Below are 19,342 nucleotides of genomic sequence, written 5' to 3'. Positions count from 1 at the left end.
TACGTTAGTCTATATAGTAAAGGAAGCAATGGAATGACAACATTGCTAAACATCGCTTCCTCATTAAGCTGATTTATTGATACCCTCACTTACCCATAGTCTATTTCAATTTGTACCTAGCTTGGCTAAGTGCGCTAAAATAAAAAAAGCACCAAAATGGGTGCACTATTTAACCTTTAATCATATAATTTTAAGATATTGCCTTATGTCCATATAATTTCTCAAAAACTTCTCTCCATCTTCCTTCTTCATGAAATGCCTGTGTAATTGAGGACAAATTTCTTCTAATCTCATTTCAAAATTTGAGATAGAAACATCCTTGCCTTGTATAATATTATCTTTTAACTCATCCATTAAATCTATAATCTTGCCGTTTTGTTTCCTTGTAATTTCAAACTAGAAAAAAAGTCGATTTGATGGAGAATTATAAAATAATAGGTGCTGCCTAAACTCAATATAGGCAAGTCTTTCCTCAATATTTTTAAATTTCACCCATACCACCCCTCTATCTATATTCAAGTAGTTTAAAATATGTGAGAAATTTTTGGATAAAGAAGCCACTTTAAATTCCATTCGTTATAGAATAAAACAGTAAAAGGAGGTTTTTCTAATAGATTAAAAAAATCAATAAACAAGTAAAAACCGTCCAATGAACTTTCATTAGACGGCAACAAATAATAATCAGATTTTTAGTTCTCCTTATACTTCTCTACCCATTGTTCTGTTTCCTGTGTAGTTTCTTCTGCACGGGTAATCGCCTCTAGTACCTGATTGAAAGCTGTACCTCCGAATACATTTCTAGCATTAACAACCTGCTCAGGTTGAAGTGTTTCATATATATCATTTTCAAATAAATTAGAAAATTGTTTGAATTCTTCAAGCTCCAAGTCTAACAAATACTTTTTGTTTTGAATGCAGTACAATACTGTTTTCCCAATCACTTCATGCGCTTGACGGAATGGTAGACCCTTGTTTACTAAGTAATCCGCAATGTCTGTTGCATTGGAAAAGTCCTCATTTACCGCTTGTCTCATTTGTTCTTTTTTCACAGTCATTGTTTCTATCATTGGAGCAAACAACTGTAACGCACCTTGTAATGTATTCACGGTATCAAACATACCTTCTTTATCTTCTTGCATGTCTTTGTTATAGGCTAATGGTAGTGATTTTAACAATGTCAATAATCCTATGAGATGTCCGTATACACGTCCTGTTTTTCCACGAACAAGTTCAGCCACATCCGGATTTTTCTTCTGTGGCATAATGCTGCTTCCTGTACAGAAGGCATCGTCCAATTCTACAAAATTAAATTCGTTACTAGACCATAATACCAACTCTTCACACAAACGAGATAGATGCATCATGATCATAGAAGCATTTGATAAAAACTCAATAATAAAATCACGATCACTTACCGCGTCTAAACTATTATTATAAATTCTTTCAAAACCTAATACTTCTGCTACAAATTGACGATCAATAGGGAATGTTGTTCCCGCTAATGCTCCAGCACCTAAAGGTAAGGTGTTAATTCGTTTATAGCTATCCTGTAATCTCTCAATATCCCTTTGAAACATAGAGACATATGCCATCAAATGATGAGCAAACAGAATCGGTTGAGCACGTTGAAGGTGTGTATACCCAGGTAAAATGGTTTCGGTATGTTGTTTTGCTTGTCCAATCAATGCTTGTTGTAATTTATTTAATAGTTCTACAAATTCATTCACTCTCTTACGTAAATATAAGTGCATATCTGTAGCAACTTGATCATTCCGACTTCGGCCTGTATGTAATTTTCCTCCTACAGAACCTATTTCCTCAATGAGTAGTTTTTCAATATTCATATGGATGTCTTCATCAGCAACGGAGAACTCAACTTCTCCTCGACGAATTTTGCTAAGTACAGCATGTAAACCTTCTATAATTTTATCTACATCTTCAGTAGGAATGATCCCACATTTTCCTAACATCTGTACATGAGCTAAACTGCCCTGAATATCTTCCTCTGCTAACACTTGGTCAAATGAGATCGATGCAGTATACACTTCTACTAATTGGTCTGTTTTTTTTGTAAAACGTCCGCCCCAAAGTTTTGACACGTAAATTCACTCCTACTTTTTATTCACTTTCGCTTGAACCTTTGTAGGTAATCCAAATAGCTCGATAAAACCTACTGCCGAATTATGATCAAATTTGTCTTCTGAATTATAGGTTGCTAATTCTAGGTCATACAATGACTTCTCTGATTTACGCCCGACAACCGTTGCATGTCCTTTAAACAGTTTAATACGTACAATACCTGAAACATTTTTTTGTGTTTCTTCAACAAATGCCATCAATGCTTCACGAATCGGTGAGAACCATAAAGCTTCATAGATGACCTGTGAAAATTTATGTTCAATGATCGGTTTAAATTGGGCAACTTCACGTGGAAGTGTTAAAAACTCCAGCTCTTTATGTGCATTCATGATTACTACCGCACCTGGTGTTTCATAGATTTCACGTGATTTGATACCTACTAAACGATTCTCCACATGATCAATTCTTCCAATGCCATGTCGACCTGCCATTTCATTTAATTCTAATATCAATTCATATAATGGTTTTTTCATACCATTGATTGCAATGGGAACTCCTTGATCAAAAGTTAATTCAATCTCTTCTGGTGTATCCAATGCCTTTTCTAATGGAACAGTCATATCATAGGCGCCTTCAGGTGGCTCAGCCCAAGGATCTTCTAAAATACCACATTCGTTGGCACGCCCCCATAAGTTCTGATCTACACTATATGGATTATCTAAGTCTACCGGTATAGGTATATCATGCTTTTGAGCGTATTCAATCTCCTCATCTCTGGAAAGTCCCCACTCACGTACAGGTGCAATCACTTTTAAATCTGGATTTAAAGCCGCAATAGAGACTTCAAATCGAACTTGATCATTCCCTTTTCCCGTACAGCCATGTGCTACCGCAACTGCTCCTGATTTTTCAGCAAACTCTACTAAAATTTGTGATATTAACGGACGTGAGAGTGCAGATACTAAAGGGTACTTTCCTTCATACATCGCATTTGCTTTAATGACAGGTAATACAAACTCGTCAGCAAAACGCTCTCTAGCATCTACGACATAAGATTCGATTGCCCCTACTTTTAACGCCTTTTCACGAACAAAATCTAGATTTTTGCCTTCCCCTACATCGAGCGCAACTGCTACGACATCATAATTATATTTTTCTTGAATCCATTTAATGGCTACGGAAGTGTCTAAACCTCCAGAGTAAGCCAATACAATTTTCTCTTTACTCATGTTTCTCTCTCCTCGGTATACGTGTATGTCCTTATTCCTTCCACTTGCACACACCGCAAAAGTCACTCACAAGGACAAATCACTTAAATAGCCTTACAAAATTGAAGCCATAATTGCTTTTTGTGCGTGTAAACGATTTTCAGCTTGATCAAATACAATCGAATGTTTTCCGTCCATGATGTCTCCTGTTACTTCTTCTCCACGATGTGCTGGAAGGCAGTGCATAAATAAATAATCGGACTTGGCATATTGAGCTAGATTATCATTTACTTGAAAATCCTTAAAAGCTTTTACTCTTTCACCTTGCTCTTCTTCAAACCCCATGCTTGCCCACACATCTGTATAAATTACATCCGCTTCTGCCACTGCTAGTTTCGGATCATTATGAACCTCAACATTTGCACCAGTAGCTACCCCGTTCTCCTGAGATAATTTTATGACTTCGCTGTCTGGTTCATACCCAAAAGGTGTAGCTACAGATATATTCATACCTACTTTAGCAGCCCCCATCATTAACGAATGTACCATATTATTGCCATCACCGATATAAGCGATTTTCAAACCACTTAATTTCCCCTTTTGCTCGACAATGGTTTGCAAATCAGCTAAAACCTGACAGGGGTGTGATAAATCAGTTAAACCATTGATTACAGGTACAGTTGATCCTCTAGCTAAATCAACTAGTTTACGATGTTCAAAAGTGCGAAGCATAATTCCGTCCAAATACCCTGACATTACACGTCCTGTATCCCATATGCTCTCACCTCGTCCGATCTGTAAATCATTTTTACTTAAAAATAAAGCTGTGCCCCCTAATTGATACATCCCCACTTCAAAAGAAATTCTAGTACGAGTGGATGATTTTTCAAAAATTAACCCTAATGTTTTTCCCTTTAGTGGTTGAAATAACTTTCCTGCTTTTTGAGTTTGTTTCAAGCTGATAGCAAAATCAATTAAATATTGAATTTCCTCTGTTGAAAAATCAATAAGGGCTAAAAAGTCTCTTCCTTTTAAATTAAAGATCAAATCTTTCTCTAATACACTCATTGTACTGCCTCCTTCCAAGTTGTTTTATGTTGCTCTAGTTTCGTACAGATGACATCAATGGCTTTTTGTAAGTCTTCTTTCTCCACGAGTAAATTTGGTAACAATCGAATGACATTCGGTCCCGCTCCTACAACTAACAATCCTGCATCATGGGTTTCTTTTATAATTTCTACCACAGGATGGACGCATTCAATTCCAATCATCAGTCCTTTGCCTCGAACTTCTTTTACAATTGGATTATCCTTTAATCGATCTGTTAATTGGCCCATCATCCATTCCCCTAGCTCCATCGCTCTTTCGGGTAAAAATAATTCTGTCATCGTTTGGATAGTTGCTATCGCCGCCGCTGTTATCACTGGATTACCACCAAATGTAGTTGCATGACTTCCTGGATTAAAAGCTTCTATTAATTTTCCCTTGCCTAACATCGCACCTATAGGAAGGCCACTTCCTAACCCTTTTGCTACGCTAATAATGTCTGGTTCAATTCCGTAATGTTCATATGCAAACCACTTGCCTGTACGTCCCAAGCCTGTTTGGATTTCATCAACGATCAACAATAAATCATGTTTTTTACATAAATCAGAAATTTCCTTTACGAAGGTAGCATCCGCTGGTATAACCCCACCTTCTCCTTGCACCATTTCTAACATCACTGCACATGTTTTTCCATTTATATGTTTTTCAACATCAGCACTATTGTTATACTCGGCATAAACAAATCCATCTGGTAAAGGTAAAAAACCATCTTGAATTTTTTCTTGTCCTGTTGCAGTTAACGTTGCTAATGTTCTACCATGGAAAGATTGCTTAAATGTTATGATTTCGTATTTATTTTCACTCAAAACCTTTTGTTTATATCTTCTAGCGAGTTTGATAGCTGCTTCATTAGCTTCCGCTCCACTATTACAGAAAAACACAGCGTCAGCACAGCTTATATTTGTTAATAGAGAGGCTAGTTTTTCTTGATTCGGAATGGTAAAAAGATTGGATACATGCCACAGTTGATCCAGCTGTAATTTCACTTTTTGTTTCACAGACTCGGGTGCATGCCCTAAGTTTGAAACCGCAAGACCGCTCATCATGTCAAGGTATTCATTGCCTTGGTCATCCCATAATCGACTTCCCTCCCCCTTAACAAATGTAATTGGAAATCTTGCGTAAGTTGGAAATAAACAGCTTTTTTCACTCATTCGTTTTCACCTCTTTATTATTTGTAGTTACTTCGTAATCCGGGTTCCGATGTTTTCACCTTTGAGCACTTTCGTTAGAACGTTAGGTTCAGCACCGTTAACAATTATGACTTCCTTTACATCTCCTTGGATACATTTCATAGCGGCTCTAACTTTTGGAATCATCCCTCCAAAGATTTCACCTGAATGTATCATCTCTTCAATTTCATATGTTGTAACATTAGGAAGTACTTCTTTTTGTTGGTTCACTTCTTTTTGTTGGTTCACTTCTTTTAAAATACCTGGTACGTCTGTTACTACGATCATTTTTTGGACTCCTATATGGGAAGCCACTGCACCTGCAGCTGTATCTGCATTCACATTGTATCTTTGTCCGTTACGATCTATTCCGATAGGAGCAATAACTGGTATATAACCTGTGTTAGTTAAACTTTGGATAAGTTCTGCATTTACTTGTTTGATTTCCCCCACATATCCTATTTCATCTGCATTGTGCACGGGTTCTGCTTCTAGCAGGTTTCCATCTACACCAGAAAGCCCTAAAGTGTTGGCACCATTCATTTGAATTTTTCGAACGATTTCTTTGTTCATTTTTCCTGAAAGAACCATCTCAACAACGTCCAATACTTCATTTGTTGTTTTTCGCAGTCCATTGATAAATTCTGTTTCAATATTTAGTTTAGCTAATGTGTTTGAGATTGCTGGACCTCCACCATGAACGATCACAGGTGAAAATCCTTCGTCTTGTAAGCTCTTTAACTCTTGGAAAAAAGTTGTAGGCAGTCTCGTCAATGTACTACCTCCACATTTAAGTACAAAACTTTTGGAATTTATGATACACCTCATGATGCACCTCCTTTAAGATCTAGTAAGTTATGAAATATTCCCTTACTTTTAAGGGTCATTTAGGTTCGATAGGAAGCATTAATCCGAACGTATTCATATGTCAAATCACAACCCCACCCTTTAGCACGACTATTTCCTATATTCAGGTTGACATGAATGTGGATTTCAGCTGCTTTCTTCAAGTAAAATTCTGCCTGAAGTTCATCAAATGGAACTGGTGTTGACTGTTCCATCATCGTAATTTCACCAAGTCGGATATCAATCGTATCTGGATTGATTGGAATCCCTGCTCTACCTACTGCTGCAATAATTCTTCCCCAGTTGGCATCTGCACCAAAAATCGCAGATTTTACTAAGCTAGAACCTATGATTGTTTTCACTGCTTTTCTAGCATCTTCATCTGTTTCTGCTCCCACCACTTCAACTTCTACTAGTTTGGTAGCTCCTTCACCATCTCTAGCAATTTCTTTAGCTAAAACTTCAGATACATATTGAAAAGCGGCCTTAAAAACGAACCAATCTGGATGATTTTGATGTAAAGAGTCATTATAGGCTAATCCACTTGCCATGACCATCACGGTGTCATTCGTACTTGTATCACCGTCAACAGTAATCATATTAAAGCTAAGATCTGTCACTTCATTTAATAGAGATTGGAGCTGAGTACTTTGTATGTTTGCATCTGTAGTAATAAATCCAAGCATCGTTGCCATGTTCGGATGTATCATACCTGAACCTTTAGCTGCTCCACTGATGTATACCGGTTTCCCGTTAATTTCTACTTCTACACATACACTTTTCTCAGTTAAATCTGTAGTTAAAATAGATTGACCGAAGTCTCTACCACCTTCATTACTCATGTTGGAGGGCAACCTTCTGATACCATCTAAAATTTTATCCATTGGCAAACATTCTCCTATAACACCTGTGGAAGAAACGGCAACATAGTACTCCGGAAGTTCTAACACTTTTGCAGTTTCAGCTCTCATATGAAGTGCATCTATTTCTCCTTGTTTTCCAGTACATGCATTTGCATTTCCACTATTTACAACAATGGCTTGTAGTTTGCCCTCTTTCTGTAAACTGTTTTTAGTGATTCCTAAAGGTGCAGCTTGAATTTTATTTAAGGTATATACGGCGGCTGCTTCTGCTGGAACTTCACAAACGATTGAACCAATATCATACCGCTTAGATCTCTTTATTCCACAATGCAACCCACAGGCTTTAAAACCTTTTGGGGTCGTAATCGTACCATCTCGTATGATTTTAAATGTCTGTTCAGAAATCATTTGTCTCTACTCCTCATTATGGGTACACTGGTATCATTTCCAATCCAGTAGTTTCATCCCATCCCATCATTAAATTCAAATTTTGTATCGCTTGACCGGCAGCACCTTTAACGACATTGTCTATGACTGAAATGATCGTCAGTCTGCCAGTTCGTTCATCAATTGAAAAACCAATATCACAATAATTTGATCCGGCTACTTCCTTCGTAGATGGCCATCTTCCTTTATCTCGTATTCGCACAAAAGGTCGACCTTTAAAGTACTTTCGATATTGATCTATCAGTTGTTGTTCGTCACAAGGTTCTACTAAATTTGCATACATCGTACACATGATTCCACGAGTCATCGGGACTAAGTGAGTGGTAAAGGTGATGGTAGTTTGTTCTCCCACAAACCGACTTAATGTCTGTTCTATTTCAGGAATATGTTGATGTTGATTCACTTTGTATGGTTTTAAATTTTCATTTAATTCTGAATAATGTACAGATAATCCTAATTTCCTTCCCGCGCCTGAAGCTCCTGATTTCGCATCTATAATTATGGATTTTGGATCAATTTTTTTCATAGACAAGGCAGGAATTAATCCTAAACTAGCAGCAGTTGGATAACAACCTGGATTAGAAAGAAGTTCAGCTGTTCGAATGTCCTCAGCAAATACTTCGGATAATCCATACACTGCTTGCTCTAAATGAGTTGGTAAAGGTGATTTGTGTTGATACCACTTTACATATAATTCTCCCGATTTCAATCGGTAATCTCCAGATAAATCAATGACTTTCAATTCTGCTTCTAATAAATCAGGAATTAACGCAGAGCTAATCCCCGAAGGTGTCGCTGTAAATACAACGTCCGATTTCTTTTGAATTAAATCTATGTCCACTTGGTCCAAATCTAATTCCACTAATTGATTTAAATGGGGATAACTATCACTTATGGATTCACCTGCACTGGATGATGAGATGACCGAAGTAATATCTACATATGGATGGTTGATTAAAAAACGAATGAGCTCAACACCTCCATAGCCTGTTGAACCTATAATCGCCGCTCTAATTGGATTGTTCATCCGTGTTTCCCCCGTCTATTTATTCAAAGATATGTATTATTATACATTCAAGATAATATAAATTCAATGGTCTTTTTTTCAAAATTTTAAGTTGTAAATTTAAATCCCTGTCCTAAAACCTCATTTGTGTCACTAAGAATAATAAACGCGTTAGGATCAATTGTTTTGACAAGTGTTTTAAGTTTTGTAACTTCTGTTTGTCCGACCACGACCATAAATACGATTTTTTCTTCTTCTGTGTATCCACCATATCCTGAAAGTTTTGTTAAGCCACGGTCTATTTCATTAATAATCGCCTCTTGTACAGCTTCCGTTTCGTTCGTTATAATGTATGCAACTTTAGAATAAGATAATCCAATTTGTACAGCATTGATCGTTTTGCTTGTCACAAATAACCCGATTAAAGCATACATTGCCTTTTCAGGGGAAATTAAGATACCTGCAGTTAATATGACTAACCCATCTAAAAGAGCAAGGGATAATCCCAAACTTAATCCTGTATATTTATGTATGATTTGAGCGGCTAGATCCATTCCACCTGTTGAACCGCGACCACGAAAAACGATACCTAATCCAAAACCGATTCCAATTCCACCAAAAATGGTGGCTAATAATAAATTATTGGTTGGAGGTGTTAGATCGTTCGTAAGTAAAATAAATAATGGTGTAATAATGGAGCCAATTGCTGTTTTTACACCAAACTTCTTTCCTACTAAAATCACACCGGCTATAAATAAAGGAATATTAATCGCCCATTGTGTTACTGCTGGTTCCCAGTTAAATAAAGAATCTAAAATAGTAGATACTCCAACGACCCCACCTGAAGCGATTTCATTTGGATTTAGTAATAAGTTAAAGCTGAAAGCTACAATAAATGAGCCAACGATCAATTGGACATATTCTACGATATGATGTAATGGAGTGCCATATTGAATGAGTGGTTCTCTTCTGCGTAAACGTTTCGTTTCTGTTTTGTTTTGCATTTGAATGTCTTTCTCCTTTAATAAATATACGCTAAATAATGAGATAATAAATTTAATTTGTTCTTACTTATTTATGATCCTTATTATAAGTATAAGAGTCGTCTCTTATTACACAAAAAAACACCCCGCATAATAGATATGCAGGATATCTTCTACTATTTGATGGTGTTATCGTTACTCTTGATCTATTTGTTTTCTTAAATAACCATCAATAAATGGATCGAGTTCTCCATCCATCACGGCATCAGTATTCCCTGTTTCCACATTGGTACGATGGTCTTTCACCATACTGTATGGATGAAATACATAAGAGCGAATTTGACTGCCCCATCCAATTTCTTGTTGTTCCCCACGTATTTCTGCAAGTGCCTGCTGTTGTTCTTCAATTTTCTTCTCATATAACTTGGATCTTAACATTTTCATGGCTTGTTCTCTGTTTTTAATTTGTGAACGTTCATTTTGGCAAGTCACGATGACTCCGGAAGGAATATGAGTGATCCTTACGGCTGAATCCGTTGTATTGATATGCTGTCCACCTGCACCACTAGCACGGTACGTATCTATTTTAAGATCTTCAGTATTGATTTCAATTTCAACTTCATCATCAATTTCTGGTACTACATCACAAGATACAAATGATGTGTGTCTGCGACCAGACGAATCAAAAGGTGAAATTCGAACTAATCGATGGACACCTTTTTCTGCTTTTAAGTATCCATACGCATTATGACCTTTAATTAATAAAGTGACACTTTTTACTCCAGCTTCATCACCAGGCAAAAAATCAATGGTATCTACTTTAAAATCTCTTTTATCCGCCCATCTTCGATACATGCGAAGCAGCATTTCTGCCCAATCTTGAGACTCTGTACCGCCTGCACCTGGATGAAGTTCTAGATATGCATTGAATTTATCATAAGGTTCATTTAATAATAATTGCAATTCATAGTTTTCTAGTTTTTGTTGAAGTTGTTTTATGCTTTCAATAATGTCACTTACTAAGCTTTCATCTTTTTCTTCTTCAGCAAGTTCCAGCATCAACATTGTATCATCAGACTCTGTAGCAAGACCTTCAAACTGCTCAACCACAGATTTAATTGCATTTACCTCTGAGATGACTTTTTGTGCTTTATTCTGGTCATCCCAAAAATCAGGGGCTGACATTTTTTCTTCATAATTGGCAATCTGCTCTTGTTTTAGATCTAAGTCAAAGAGACCCCCGTAATTGTGTAATTCGGTTTGCGATTTCTCGCATGTCTTGTTTCACTTCAGGTTCTATCATCATAAAACTCCCCTATCTATTTGTCGTTACAGAAAAAGTGTTGCATCCAGTCGGTATTTTTGCTCCTCCGACAATCCCTTTCTTTTTTTATGCTTGTTCTTTACCATGACACTGTTTATATTTCTTTCCACTTCCGCATGGGCAAGGTTGGTTTCTTCCTATTTTCTCTTCTGTACGACGATGTGTTTTTGGTTTTTGTTTTTCTCGTGCTGCTTTCGGATCTTGAGCTTGACCTTCTGCTACGGCTTCACGTTGAACATTCGCCTGTACGTTTGCTTTCATGATGTAAGTGGAAACCTCTTCTTGGACACTTGCGATCATTTTTTCAAACATCTCAAACCCTTCAAACTGATATTCACGCAATGGATCTGTACCCCCATAAGCACGAAGGTGAATCCCTTGTCTCATGTGATCCATCATATCAATATGATCCATCCATTTGCGGTCTACTGCACGCAACACGACTACTTTTTCAAACTCACGCATAATTTGTTCGCCTAATTGCTCTTCACGCTCATCATACAATCGTTTCACTAGATCTTTCATTAATTCAACGATTTCTTCTTTTTCTTTGCCTTTTAGTTCTTTTTCTGTCAATTGACCTTCATGCAAGAAGGTTCCATTTGCATAGTCGATAATCGCTTTTAAATCCCATTCTTCAGGTACTAGATCGGAAGGACAGTGAGCATCTGTAATGCGATCTATGACGGAATATATCATCTCGATCGTTACATCACGAATGTTTTCAGATTCCAACACTTCTCTACGCTGCTTATAAATGATTAAACGTTGTTGATTCATGACATCATCAAACTGTAATACGATTTTACGAACGTCAAAGTTATTTCCTTCTACACGTTTTTGTGCAGATTCAACGGCTTTTGAAATCATTTTGCTTTCTAAAGGTTGATCCTCTTCAAATCCTAAGCGGTCCATCATACCCATAATGTTCTCTGCACCAAATCGACGCATAAGTTCATCTTCAAGTGAAAGATAAAATTGTGTAGACCCTGGATCTCCTTGACGGCCTGAACGACCACGCAGCTGATTATCGATACGTCTACTTTCATGACGTTCTGTACCTATAATATGCAAGCCACCTTTATCTGCTACTCCTGAACCTAACATAATATCCGTACCACGACCCGCCATATTGGTAGCAATCGTAACGGCTCCATCTTGACCAGCTCGAGATACAATTTCGGCTTCTTCTTCATGGTGTTTTGCATTTAATACTTGGTGAGGAACTCCTTTTTTCTTTAGCAACTTAGAGATTAGTTCCGAGTTTTCAATGGATACTGTTCCTACCAGTACGGGTTGACCTGTTTGATGACGGTTCATGATTTCTTCTACCGCCATTTTGTACTTACTTTCTTCCGTTTTATAAATAACATCTGGCATATCTTTACGAATCATCGGTTTGTTCGTAGGGATCACGATGACATTTAAACCGTAAATTTTGCTGAATTCTTCTTCTTCTGTTTTTGCTGTCCCTGTCATCCCTGATAACTTCTGATACATTCTAAAGAAGTTTTGCAATGTAATCGTCGCTAAGGTCATACTTTCTTTTTGAATCTCCATATGTTCCTTTGCTTCAATGGCTTGATGCAATCCTTCACTATATCTTCTTCCCGCCATTAAACGACCTGTAAATTCATCAACAATGACCACTTCGCCCTCTTGTACAACATAATCTGTATCTCTTTTCATAATGGCATGAGCTTTTAAAGCTTGTGTAATGTGATGATTTAAAGTGACATGCTGGTGATCAAATAAGTTTTCAATGCCATAAGCTTTTTCAACCTTTGATACTCCGTTTTCTGTTAATGTAACAGACCGAACTTTAATGTCTACTGTAAAATCTTCTTCTATTTTAAATGTACGAACTAAACGATCTGCTGTCATATATAATTCAGTGGATTTTGCAGCTTGTCCTGAAATAATCAATGGAGTACGAGCTTCATCAACTAGAATTGAATCCACTTCATCTATGATCGCATAGGATAATGGGCGTTGTACCATTTGATTCCGATATAACACCATATTATCGCGCAAATAGTCAAATCCAAATTCATTGTTTGTACCATAAGTAATATCACAACCGTATGCTTCTCTTTTTTCATCGTGTGACATACCGTTTAAGTTAACACCCACAGTTAAACCAAGAAACTCATGTATCTGAGCCATTTCTTCACTTTGGGTTGTTGCTAAGTAATCATTAACTGTGATGACGTGCACGCCATTTCCAGCCAAAGCATTTAAGTATGCAGGAAGTGTCCCAACTAGGGTTTTTCCTTCCCCTGTTTTCATTTCAGCAATTTCACCTTCATGAAGTACGATCCCACCAATCATTTGTACATCAAAATGCCGTTTACCTAATTTTCGCTTTGATGCCTCTCTGACGGTAGCAAACGCTTCAGGTAATAAATCATCTAAAGTTTCACCTTTAGCTAATCTTTCTTTATATTGAATTGTTTTATTCGCTAATTCAGTATCTGACAAACTTTCAAATTTCGGTTCTAATTCGTTAATTTGGTTAACCTTTTTCATGATACGCTTTAATTCGCGCTCATTTGGATCCCCTAATATTTTTTTAACGAGTCCTATCATCGTTGAAGAACCCCTTTCCCTAAAATAACATAATATATAAATTGTATCAGTTTGTAGTATTGCGTTCAAGAATATGAACCATTCATATGAGTAATGTTTGAAAATTTAATATATTTTTAAGTTACAAATAACTAGCTAAAAGTAGAAAACTCGCCTTGGGAGAGGACGAGTTTTCTTAATAAAAGGTGGTTGATTTAGTTGTTCTTAGTCTTTTCATTTCCTTTACAATGGGAATGGTTGTTGTTGTTCACAAGTTCATTGTACAAAATAAAGATGAAATGATCCTTAATGGGAGATTAAAATAAGATTAAGAATAGAAAAACAAGGTAGTTACAGTTATGACCTCCACTTGCACAACTGTAATTAGCCTAGTTAGGAAGAATAGTAAGCAATTAAAAAGCCTGATCCCCAAAGGATCAAGCTTTTTAGTCATGTATATAATTTAGTTCTTATTTTGCTGGTTCAATTAAACCGTATTTACCATCATCTCTTTTATATACTACATTTACATCTTGTGTATCCATATTTGAGAAAACGAAAAAATTATGTCCAACCATATTCATTTGTAAAATTGCTTCTTCTAAATCCATTGGTTTCAAAGTAAACTTTTTGTTTCTTACTACTTCGAGGTCATCTTCTTCCTCTAAATTTGTTTGAGAAAATAAGTTTCCATTTTCTTTAAATAGTGTTCTTAAACTACCCTCTTGACGGAATTTACGATTTACTTTTGTTTTATGCTTTCTGATTTGTCTCTCCAATTTGTCTAAAACCAAATCAATAGAAGCATACATGTCCTCGTTTTTTTCCTCTGCTCGTAAAATCACACCAGTTAATGGAATGGTCACCTCAACGTTCTGTAAACCTTTTAAAACACTTAATGTTACATGTACATCTGATGTAGGGGGAGCATCAAAATATCTTTCCAATTTACCTATCTTTTTCTCTACATAATCTCTTAAAGCGCTAGTCACTTCAATGTTTTCTCCACGGATATTATATTTCATAAAGTAACTCCTCCTTCCTAATCTTATTTTATCATATTCATATAATCTGTTCAAAATCCCTAGAGCTTAAAATTGTTAATGTTTTTCGAAAATTAGGATATAAACAGTTAGTGAGTTAAATGAAAGCTTGTTTTCATTGGTTATTCACATATTTGTCCACATAATCCACAGGTCTTTATATCGATTTTGTGGATAATGTGGATTATTTTATAACATACTTAATGTTAAAGACTATTTTTTATATATTATCAATTACATATATTGATAATATTGGTTATTTAGGTATTATTTTATAAAAATTAAGTAAATCAACCTGTGGATATGTTCATTTTACGATTCTGACATCAATACAAAACAAAAAAGCCCTATCTATGTTAGAGCTTCTGTTTGTTCCTTCTTAGTGTGTTATTATTTTTTTTTATCAAAAAATACACTGTCTGCAGTATACGCATTTTGATATGCTGTTTTTTGTTTTTTTCCAGATCGTATTTTATGAAGTTCTTGTGATGCTTCGTCTTTTAATTTTTTCATTTTTTCTAAAATTTGTTTATCATACTGAGTGATGTTTTGAATCAGTTTCTGATATTTTTGTTTATGTTCATTTGAAATTTTAATATTTTTTATTTGGTTGATAATTTTTTCCCGTTTTTGCACAAACTGTTCTAACTGTTCGTAATTCATGGAGTTAAGTTGGTCAAAGGTTTGTTTTGTTAGTTCCTCTAATTGTGAGATCAGCTTATCCATACTGAATCTCTTTCGACTCTTTGTTCAATGATTTACTTGCTTCTACCCATGTTTCTTTTAACTGTTGTAGGAAATCTATGACTTCCTCAATAATTTGTACATCCTTTTTCATATTTGCTTCAGTTGTACGATGCATTATGTACTCATATAATTTCATTAAATCTTTAGCAATATCCGCTTTTTGATCTAAAGTGACCATAAATTCATTAATAATATTTTGTACTTTCACAATGTTTGTATTCGCAGCTTCAAAATTTTTATCTTCAATCGCTGCAATAGCTAATTTACTAAATTTAATGGCCCCATCGTATAACATAATTAATAACTTTGCTGGTGATGCGGTTTGTATTGATGTTTGTAAGTATTTGTTTTGTTGGTTTTGGTACATCTAAAACTCCCCCTATCCTATTATGCTTGTTGTCCACCAAATGCACTCAATATGTATTCAAGTTGACTATTATAGGTATCTATGGCTAATTCCATTGCTGTAAACTGAGCGTAATAACGTTCTTCAATATCTATTAACCGATTTTCCCAATCATATATGTCTTGATCTAGTTCTTTCATTTCTTTACCTAAAATACTGTCATCAAAGGATGTGCTAGAACTACCTGCAACATCTGCAATTTCTTTTAATGTATCCCCAAGGGCATCATAAATAATTTCACCTACTCCTGCACCCTCCGTATTTTCGTCAGAGGATGAATTTACAGCAAACATGTTAACTACGGCTTCAGAATCCACTTCAATTGCTTCACGAAGTTTACTTTCATCCAAATATAACTTTCCTTTTTCTTGATAATTACCTGTTGTAATACCTATGGAGCTCAAAGTATTGTAGATATCACTTCCAGTATCTACAGATGTATATGAAATTGATCTCATCGCATCAATAGCTTTTGTTATATAGTCATCATTTTTTAACAAACCACTTTTTGCTTGCTCTTCCCATTTTTCTATTTCATCCTCTGTTAATTCATCCTTCTCTTCATCTGAAAGAGGATAATAGTCATAATCTTTATCTTCACCGATTTTTTCCTGCAATGTATTTAATATTTCATTATATTCTTCAATAAATTGATTAACAGATTCAACAATTGAATCTACATCATTAGATACTTCAATTGTAGTTGGAGAACCAATTTCTTGTATAGTGACTGCTACTCCATTTACATCAAACTTATTACTGCTCTGAAATGTCTGTAGTCCATTTATATACACTTCAGCATCAGTACCAGCTAATTCATTTGTCGAATCAACTTTCAGTATATTTGTAAGGAAATCTCCGTCTAAATCAGTAAAATCAATCGTAGAAGCACCAGTTTCGTTAGCAACAAATGAAATTTTCTTTTCTGCATCACTATAATACGCACTTACATCCGTATTTTTATTAATTCTTTCTATAATATCATCTAATGAATCTTCAGCTGTGTTTACCTCTATTTCTGTTCCGTTAATAGCAAATGTATATGTTTCGGATAAAGTTGGTGCACCGTTTAAAAGAGCATCTTGACTTTGTAGAGAATCGTCTGAAACAAAACCATCTACAGCAATCGGATCTTTACTATAGTTAGTTGCAGCTGTAGCTAATGACTTTACTTCAACTTGAATCCTCCCATTTACTGCACTAGTACTTGCTTTTGCAGTAATGGAACCCGTATCCCCATATAATTGAGTTTGTTTAGAGGATAATGTTCCTTCTAACGTGAAATTAAACACTTTATTATTGCGATAATCTAAAATCTTAGCATTTATATCTAAATAATCTTGCCTTCTCCATTCCGTTTCTTGATTATTTCTTTCAAGTTTCGTTAGTTTTAAACGCTCAACCTTCATTAATTCAGTAACAATGGATTCAGTATCAATACCTGAAGCTAAACCCGTAAATCTTATTTCCATAAGTCATTCTCCTAACTAACGTCGTTCGTCTATGATAATTCCTGCCATCTCCAGACTTTTGGCAAGTAAATCTACTATTTTTTCAGGTGGAACCTCACGAATTAACTCTCCGGTTTCTTTATCTAACACCTTCACCATAATATCATTTGTGACCTCATGCACAGAATATTCTAACGAAGTAGATGATAGTGACATGGCTTTATTAGATTGCTCTACTAATCTCACCAGCTGCTTTTCACTAATAGATAGTGTTTCACCTTCAGCTTCCTTTAATTTAAGTTGTTTTACCGTTTTAGCAAGCTGTTCTGACTCTGATGATGGATTAACTCTAAAGGAATTTTCATTTGTCTGATTTACCCCTTCATTTGAAGAAAGAGAAATGTTAGATGATTTTGAATCAAATGAAACGTTCATACTCATCAGAAATCCTCCTTGATTCTTTCTATATCATTTATATCGGTTAATAAGTGATTATTTGTTAGGTAGGATCGTTAAAATACATTAAACAAGTAAAAGATCCTAGAATGTATTCTAGGATCTTTTAGGAAATTCAAAGTAGTTAATATTAACCTAGAAGTTGAAGAACTCCTTGAGGTAATTGGTTTGCTTGAGCTAACATTGCTGTTGCAGCCTGACTTAAGATGTTATCTTTTGTAAAGGACATCATTTCTTTTGCCATATCTACATCACGGATACGTGATTCTGCCGCAGTTAGGTTCTCAGATGCTGTACCTAAATTATTAATTGTATGTTCTAAACGGTTTTGATTGGCACCTAATTTAGCTCGTTCTGTTGAAACAGATTGTATTGCTGAATCTAGTACTGAAATTGCCGCATCTGCTCCATCTTTTGTTGAAATATCGATAGAATCAATACCTAATGCTGATGCTGACATGTCAGAAATAGTGAAACTAATGTTCTGACCTTGATTTGCACCTATTTGGAAACTTAATGCATCACCTGTAGAAGAACCTACTGAAAGACCTAAATTAGCAGTAGTAGTAATTTGAAATCCAGAACCATCATCACTACTGATAGTCAAAACATTACTTCCATCAATTGTAGCTGTGTAACCAGAACCTGATAAGTCAGTATTTAATGCAGCTAAGAATGCTGTAGGGTCAATAGCAGTACCTGAACCATCTAGTGCATTAACACTAGTAAGTGTAATTGCATTATCATCAATTTCTAATGTTGCATTAGCACTAGTATAGTTTGCAGTCATGTCTGCAGCAGATCCACCTACAACTTCAGCCCCTGCTTGTGAACCATCTAGTAAATTCTTCGTATTGAACTCTGTATCTGATGCAATCCTGTCAACTTCACTAATTAATTCATCTACTTCTTTTTGAAGTTCTGCACGATCTGCATCCGTATACGTATCATTCGCTGCCTGAACGGATAGTTCACGCATACGTTGTACGATAGATTGGGTTTCGTCTAAAGCACCCTCAGCAGTTTGAATTAAAGAGATTCCATCTTGTGCATTACGAGAAGCTTGGTCTAAACCTCGAATTTGACCTCTCATTTTTTCAGAAATTGCAAGGCCTGCTGCATCGTCTCCTGCACGGTTTATACGAAGACCAGATGATAGTTTCTCCATTCCTTTGCCTGTACTTGAGTTTGCTGAACTTAATTGGTTGTACGTGTTTAAAGCTGTAATATTGTGATTAATAATCATAATATTCTTCCTCCTTGAAATTTAATGTTTTCCCACATCCGTGTGGTTTGCTATTTTGTTGGGTAAATTTACCTAGTAAAATAAGCTTACTATATATATCGAACGAACTAGTTAAAAACTTTATAGTTAAATTAAAATTTTTAAAAAAAAGTTTGATTTATGTCTTTTTTTGAAACAATGCTTGTAATTTTGTCGGATCAACCTTCAAATTCGCAGCTTCTTGGTTCGAAAGTTTGATCGATTCATATACTTCAGACCTATAAACTTGTACCTCTTTAGGGGCCGAAATTCCTACTTTAACGGTTTCCCCTTCTGTTTCAATGATGGTTAATTCAATGTCATCTCCGATCATGATGGATTGTCCTTTTTTTCTTGTCAGCACTAACATGT

17 protein-coding genes are annotated in these 19,342 nt (G+C 35.7%); all 17 read right to left on the bottom strand.

The genetic code is table 11. The features are described from left to right. Positions 1–689: 689 nt before the first annotated feature. A complete protein-coding gene (gene argH / locus ERL59_RS02110; RefSeq protein ID WP_160644001.1) occupies positions 690–2,099 on the bottom strand; it encodes an argininosuccinate lyase in 1,410 nt (469 codons plus the stop codon). 12 nt (positions 2,100–2,111) lie between these two features. Beyond that, the gene (locus ERL59_RS02105) at positions 2,112–3,308 is read right to left on the bottom strand and encodes an argininosuccinate synthase (protein WP_160643999.1); all 1,197 of its coding nucleotides are present in this window, start codon (positions 3,306–3,308) and stop codon (positions 2,112–2,114) included. A 93-nt stretch (positions 3,309–3,401) separates the two neighbouring features. Continuing rightward, positions 3,402–4,355, bottom strand: a complete 954-nt coding sequence (gene argF / locus ERL59_RS02100; RefSeq protein ID WP_160643998.1) for an ornithine carbamoyltransferase — start codon at positions 4,353–4,355, stop codon at positions 3,402–3,404. Then, on the bottom strand, positions 4,352–5,548 hold the full coding sequence (locus ERL59_RS02095; protein WP_160643996.1) for an acetylornithine transaminase: 1,197 nt from the start codon (positions 5,546–5,548) through the stop codon (positions 4,352–4,354). Before ERL59_RS02095 ends, argF begins: the two co-directional genes overlap by 4 nt. Positions 5,549–5,575: 27 nt before the next feature. Then, a complete protein-coding gene (gene argB / locus ERL59_RS02090; protein WP_160643994.1) occupies positions 5,576–6,394 on the bottom strand; it encodes an acetylglutamate kinase in 819 nt (272 codons plus the stop codon). A gap of 59 nt (positions 6,395–6,453) precedes the next feature. Further along, on the bottom strand, positions 6,454–7,683 hold the full coding sequence (argJ, locus tag ERL59_RS02085) for a bifunctional glutamate N-acetyltransferase/amino-acid acetyltransferase ArgJ (protein ID WP_160643992.1): 1,230 nt from the start codon (positions 7,681–7,683) through the stop codon (positions 6,454–6,456). 16 nt (positions 7,684–7,699) lie between these two features. Next, the gene (gene argC, locus ERL59_RS02080) at positions 7,700–8,749 is read right to left on the bottom strand and encodes an N-acetyl-gamma-glutamyl-phosphate reductase (RefSeq protein WP_160643990.1); all 1,050 of its coding nucleotides are present in this window, start codon (positions 8,747–8,749) and stop codon (positions 7,700–7,702) included. Between the two features lie 86 nt (positions 8,750–8,835). Further along, positions 8,836–9,732, bottom strand: a complete 897-nt coding sequence (locus ERL59_RS02075; protein ID WP_160643987.1) for a YitT family protein — start codon at positions 9,730–9,732, stop codon at positions 8,836–8,838. Between the two features lie 174 nt (positions 9,733–9,906). Further along, a protein-coding gene (gene prfB / locus ERL59_RS02070) for a peptide chain release factor 2 (RefSeq protein WP_160644047.1) occupies positions 9,907–11,014 on the bottom strand; the annotation gives its coding sequence in 2 pieces (ribosomal slippage) (positions 9,907–10,941 and positions 10,943–11,014; 1,107 coding nt in all). Positions 11,015–11,101: 87 nt separating this feature from the next. Then, the gene (secA, locus tag ERL59_RS02065; protein ID WP_160643985.1) at positions 11,102–13,624 is read right to left on the bottom strand and encodes a preprotein translocase subunit SecA; all 2,523 of its coding nucleotides are present in this window, start codon (positions 13,622–13,624) and stop codon (positions 11,102–11,104) included. Positions 13,625–14,073: 449 nt separating this feature from the next. After that, positions 14,074–14,628, bottom strand: coding sequence for a ribosome hibernation-promoting factor, HPF/YfiA family (hpf, locus tag ERL59_RS02060; protein WP_160643983.1), 555 nt, complete (start codon positions 14,626–14,628; stop codon positions 14,074–14,076). A 408-nt stretch (positions 14,629–15,036) separates the two neighbouring features. Next, complete coding sequence (gene fliT, locus ERL59_RS02055; RefSeq protein ID WP_160643981.1) at positions 15,037–15,372, bottom strand: flagellar protein FliT; 336 nt, start codon at positions 15,370–15,372, stop codon at positions 15,037–15,039. Further along, the gene (gene fliS, locus ERL59_RS02050; protein ID WP_160643979.1) at positions 15,365–15,760 is read right to left on the bottom strand and encodes a flagellar export chaperone FliS; all 396 of its coding nucleotides are present in this window, start codon (positions 15,758–15,760) and stop codon (positions 15,365–15,367) included. The genes fliT and fliS overlap by 8 nt, the downstream gene beginning before the upstream one ends. 20 nt (positions 15,761–15,780) lie before the next feature. Beyond that, positions 15,781–17,271, bottom strand: a complete 1,491-nt coding sequence (gene fliD, locus ERL59_RS02045) for a flagellar filament capping protein FliD (RefSeq protein ID WP_160643977.1) — start codon at positions 17,269–17,271, stop codon at positions 15,781–15,783. A gap of 15 nt (positions 17,272–17,286) precedes the next feature. After that, positions 17,287–17,691, bottom strand: a complete 405-nt coding sequence (locus tag ERL59_RS02040; protein WP_235929759.1) for a flagellar protein FlaG — start codon at positions 17,689–17,691, stop codon at positions 17,287–17,289. 145 nt (positions 17,692–17,836) lie between these two features. Further along, the gene (locus ERL59_RS02035; RefSeq protein WP_160643975.1) at positions 17,837–18,952 is read right to left on the bottom strand and encodes a flagellin N-terminal helical domain-containing protein; all 1,116 of its coding nucleotides are present in this window, start codon (positions 18,950–18,952) and stop codon (positions 17,837–17,839) included. Positions 18,953–19,109: 157 nt separating this feature from the next. Next, a complete protein-coding gene (gene csrA, locus ERL59_RS02030; protein WP_160643973.1) occupies positions 19,110–19,340 on the bottom strand; it encodes a carbon storage regulator CsrA in 231 nt (76 codons plus the stop codon). Between the last annotated feature and the right edge of the window lie 2 nt (positions 19,341–19,342).

Origin of the sequence: Chengkuizengella marina, assembly GCF_009910845.1 — a bacterium.
GTDB classification, from domain to species: domain Bacteria; phylum Bacillota; class Bacilli; order Paenibacillales; family KCTC-33759; genus Chengkuizengella; species Chengkuizengella marina.
This window is presented reverse-complemented; position numbering and strand designations above follow the sequence as displayed.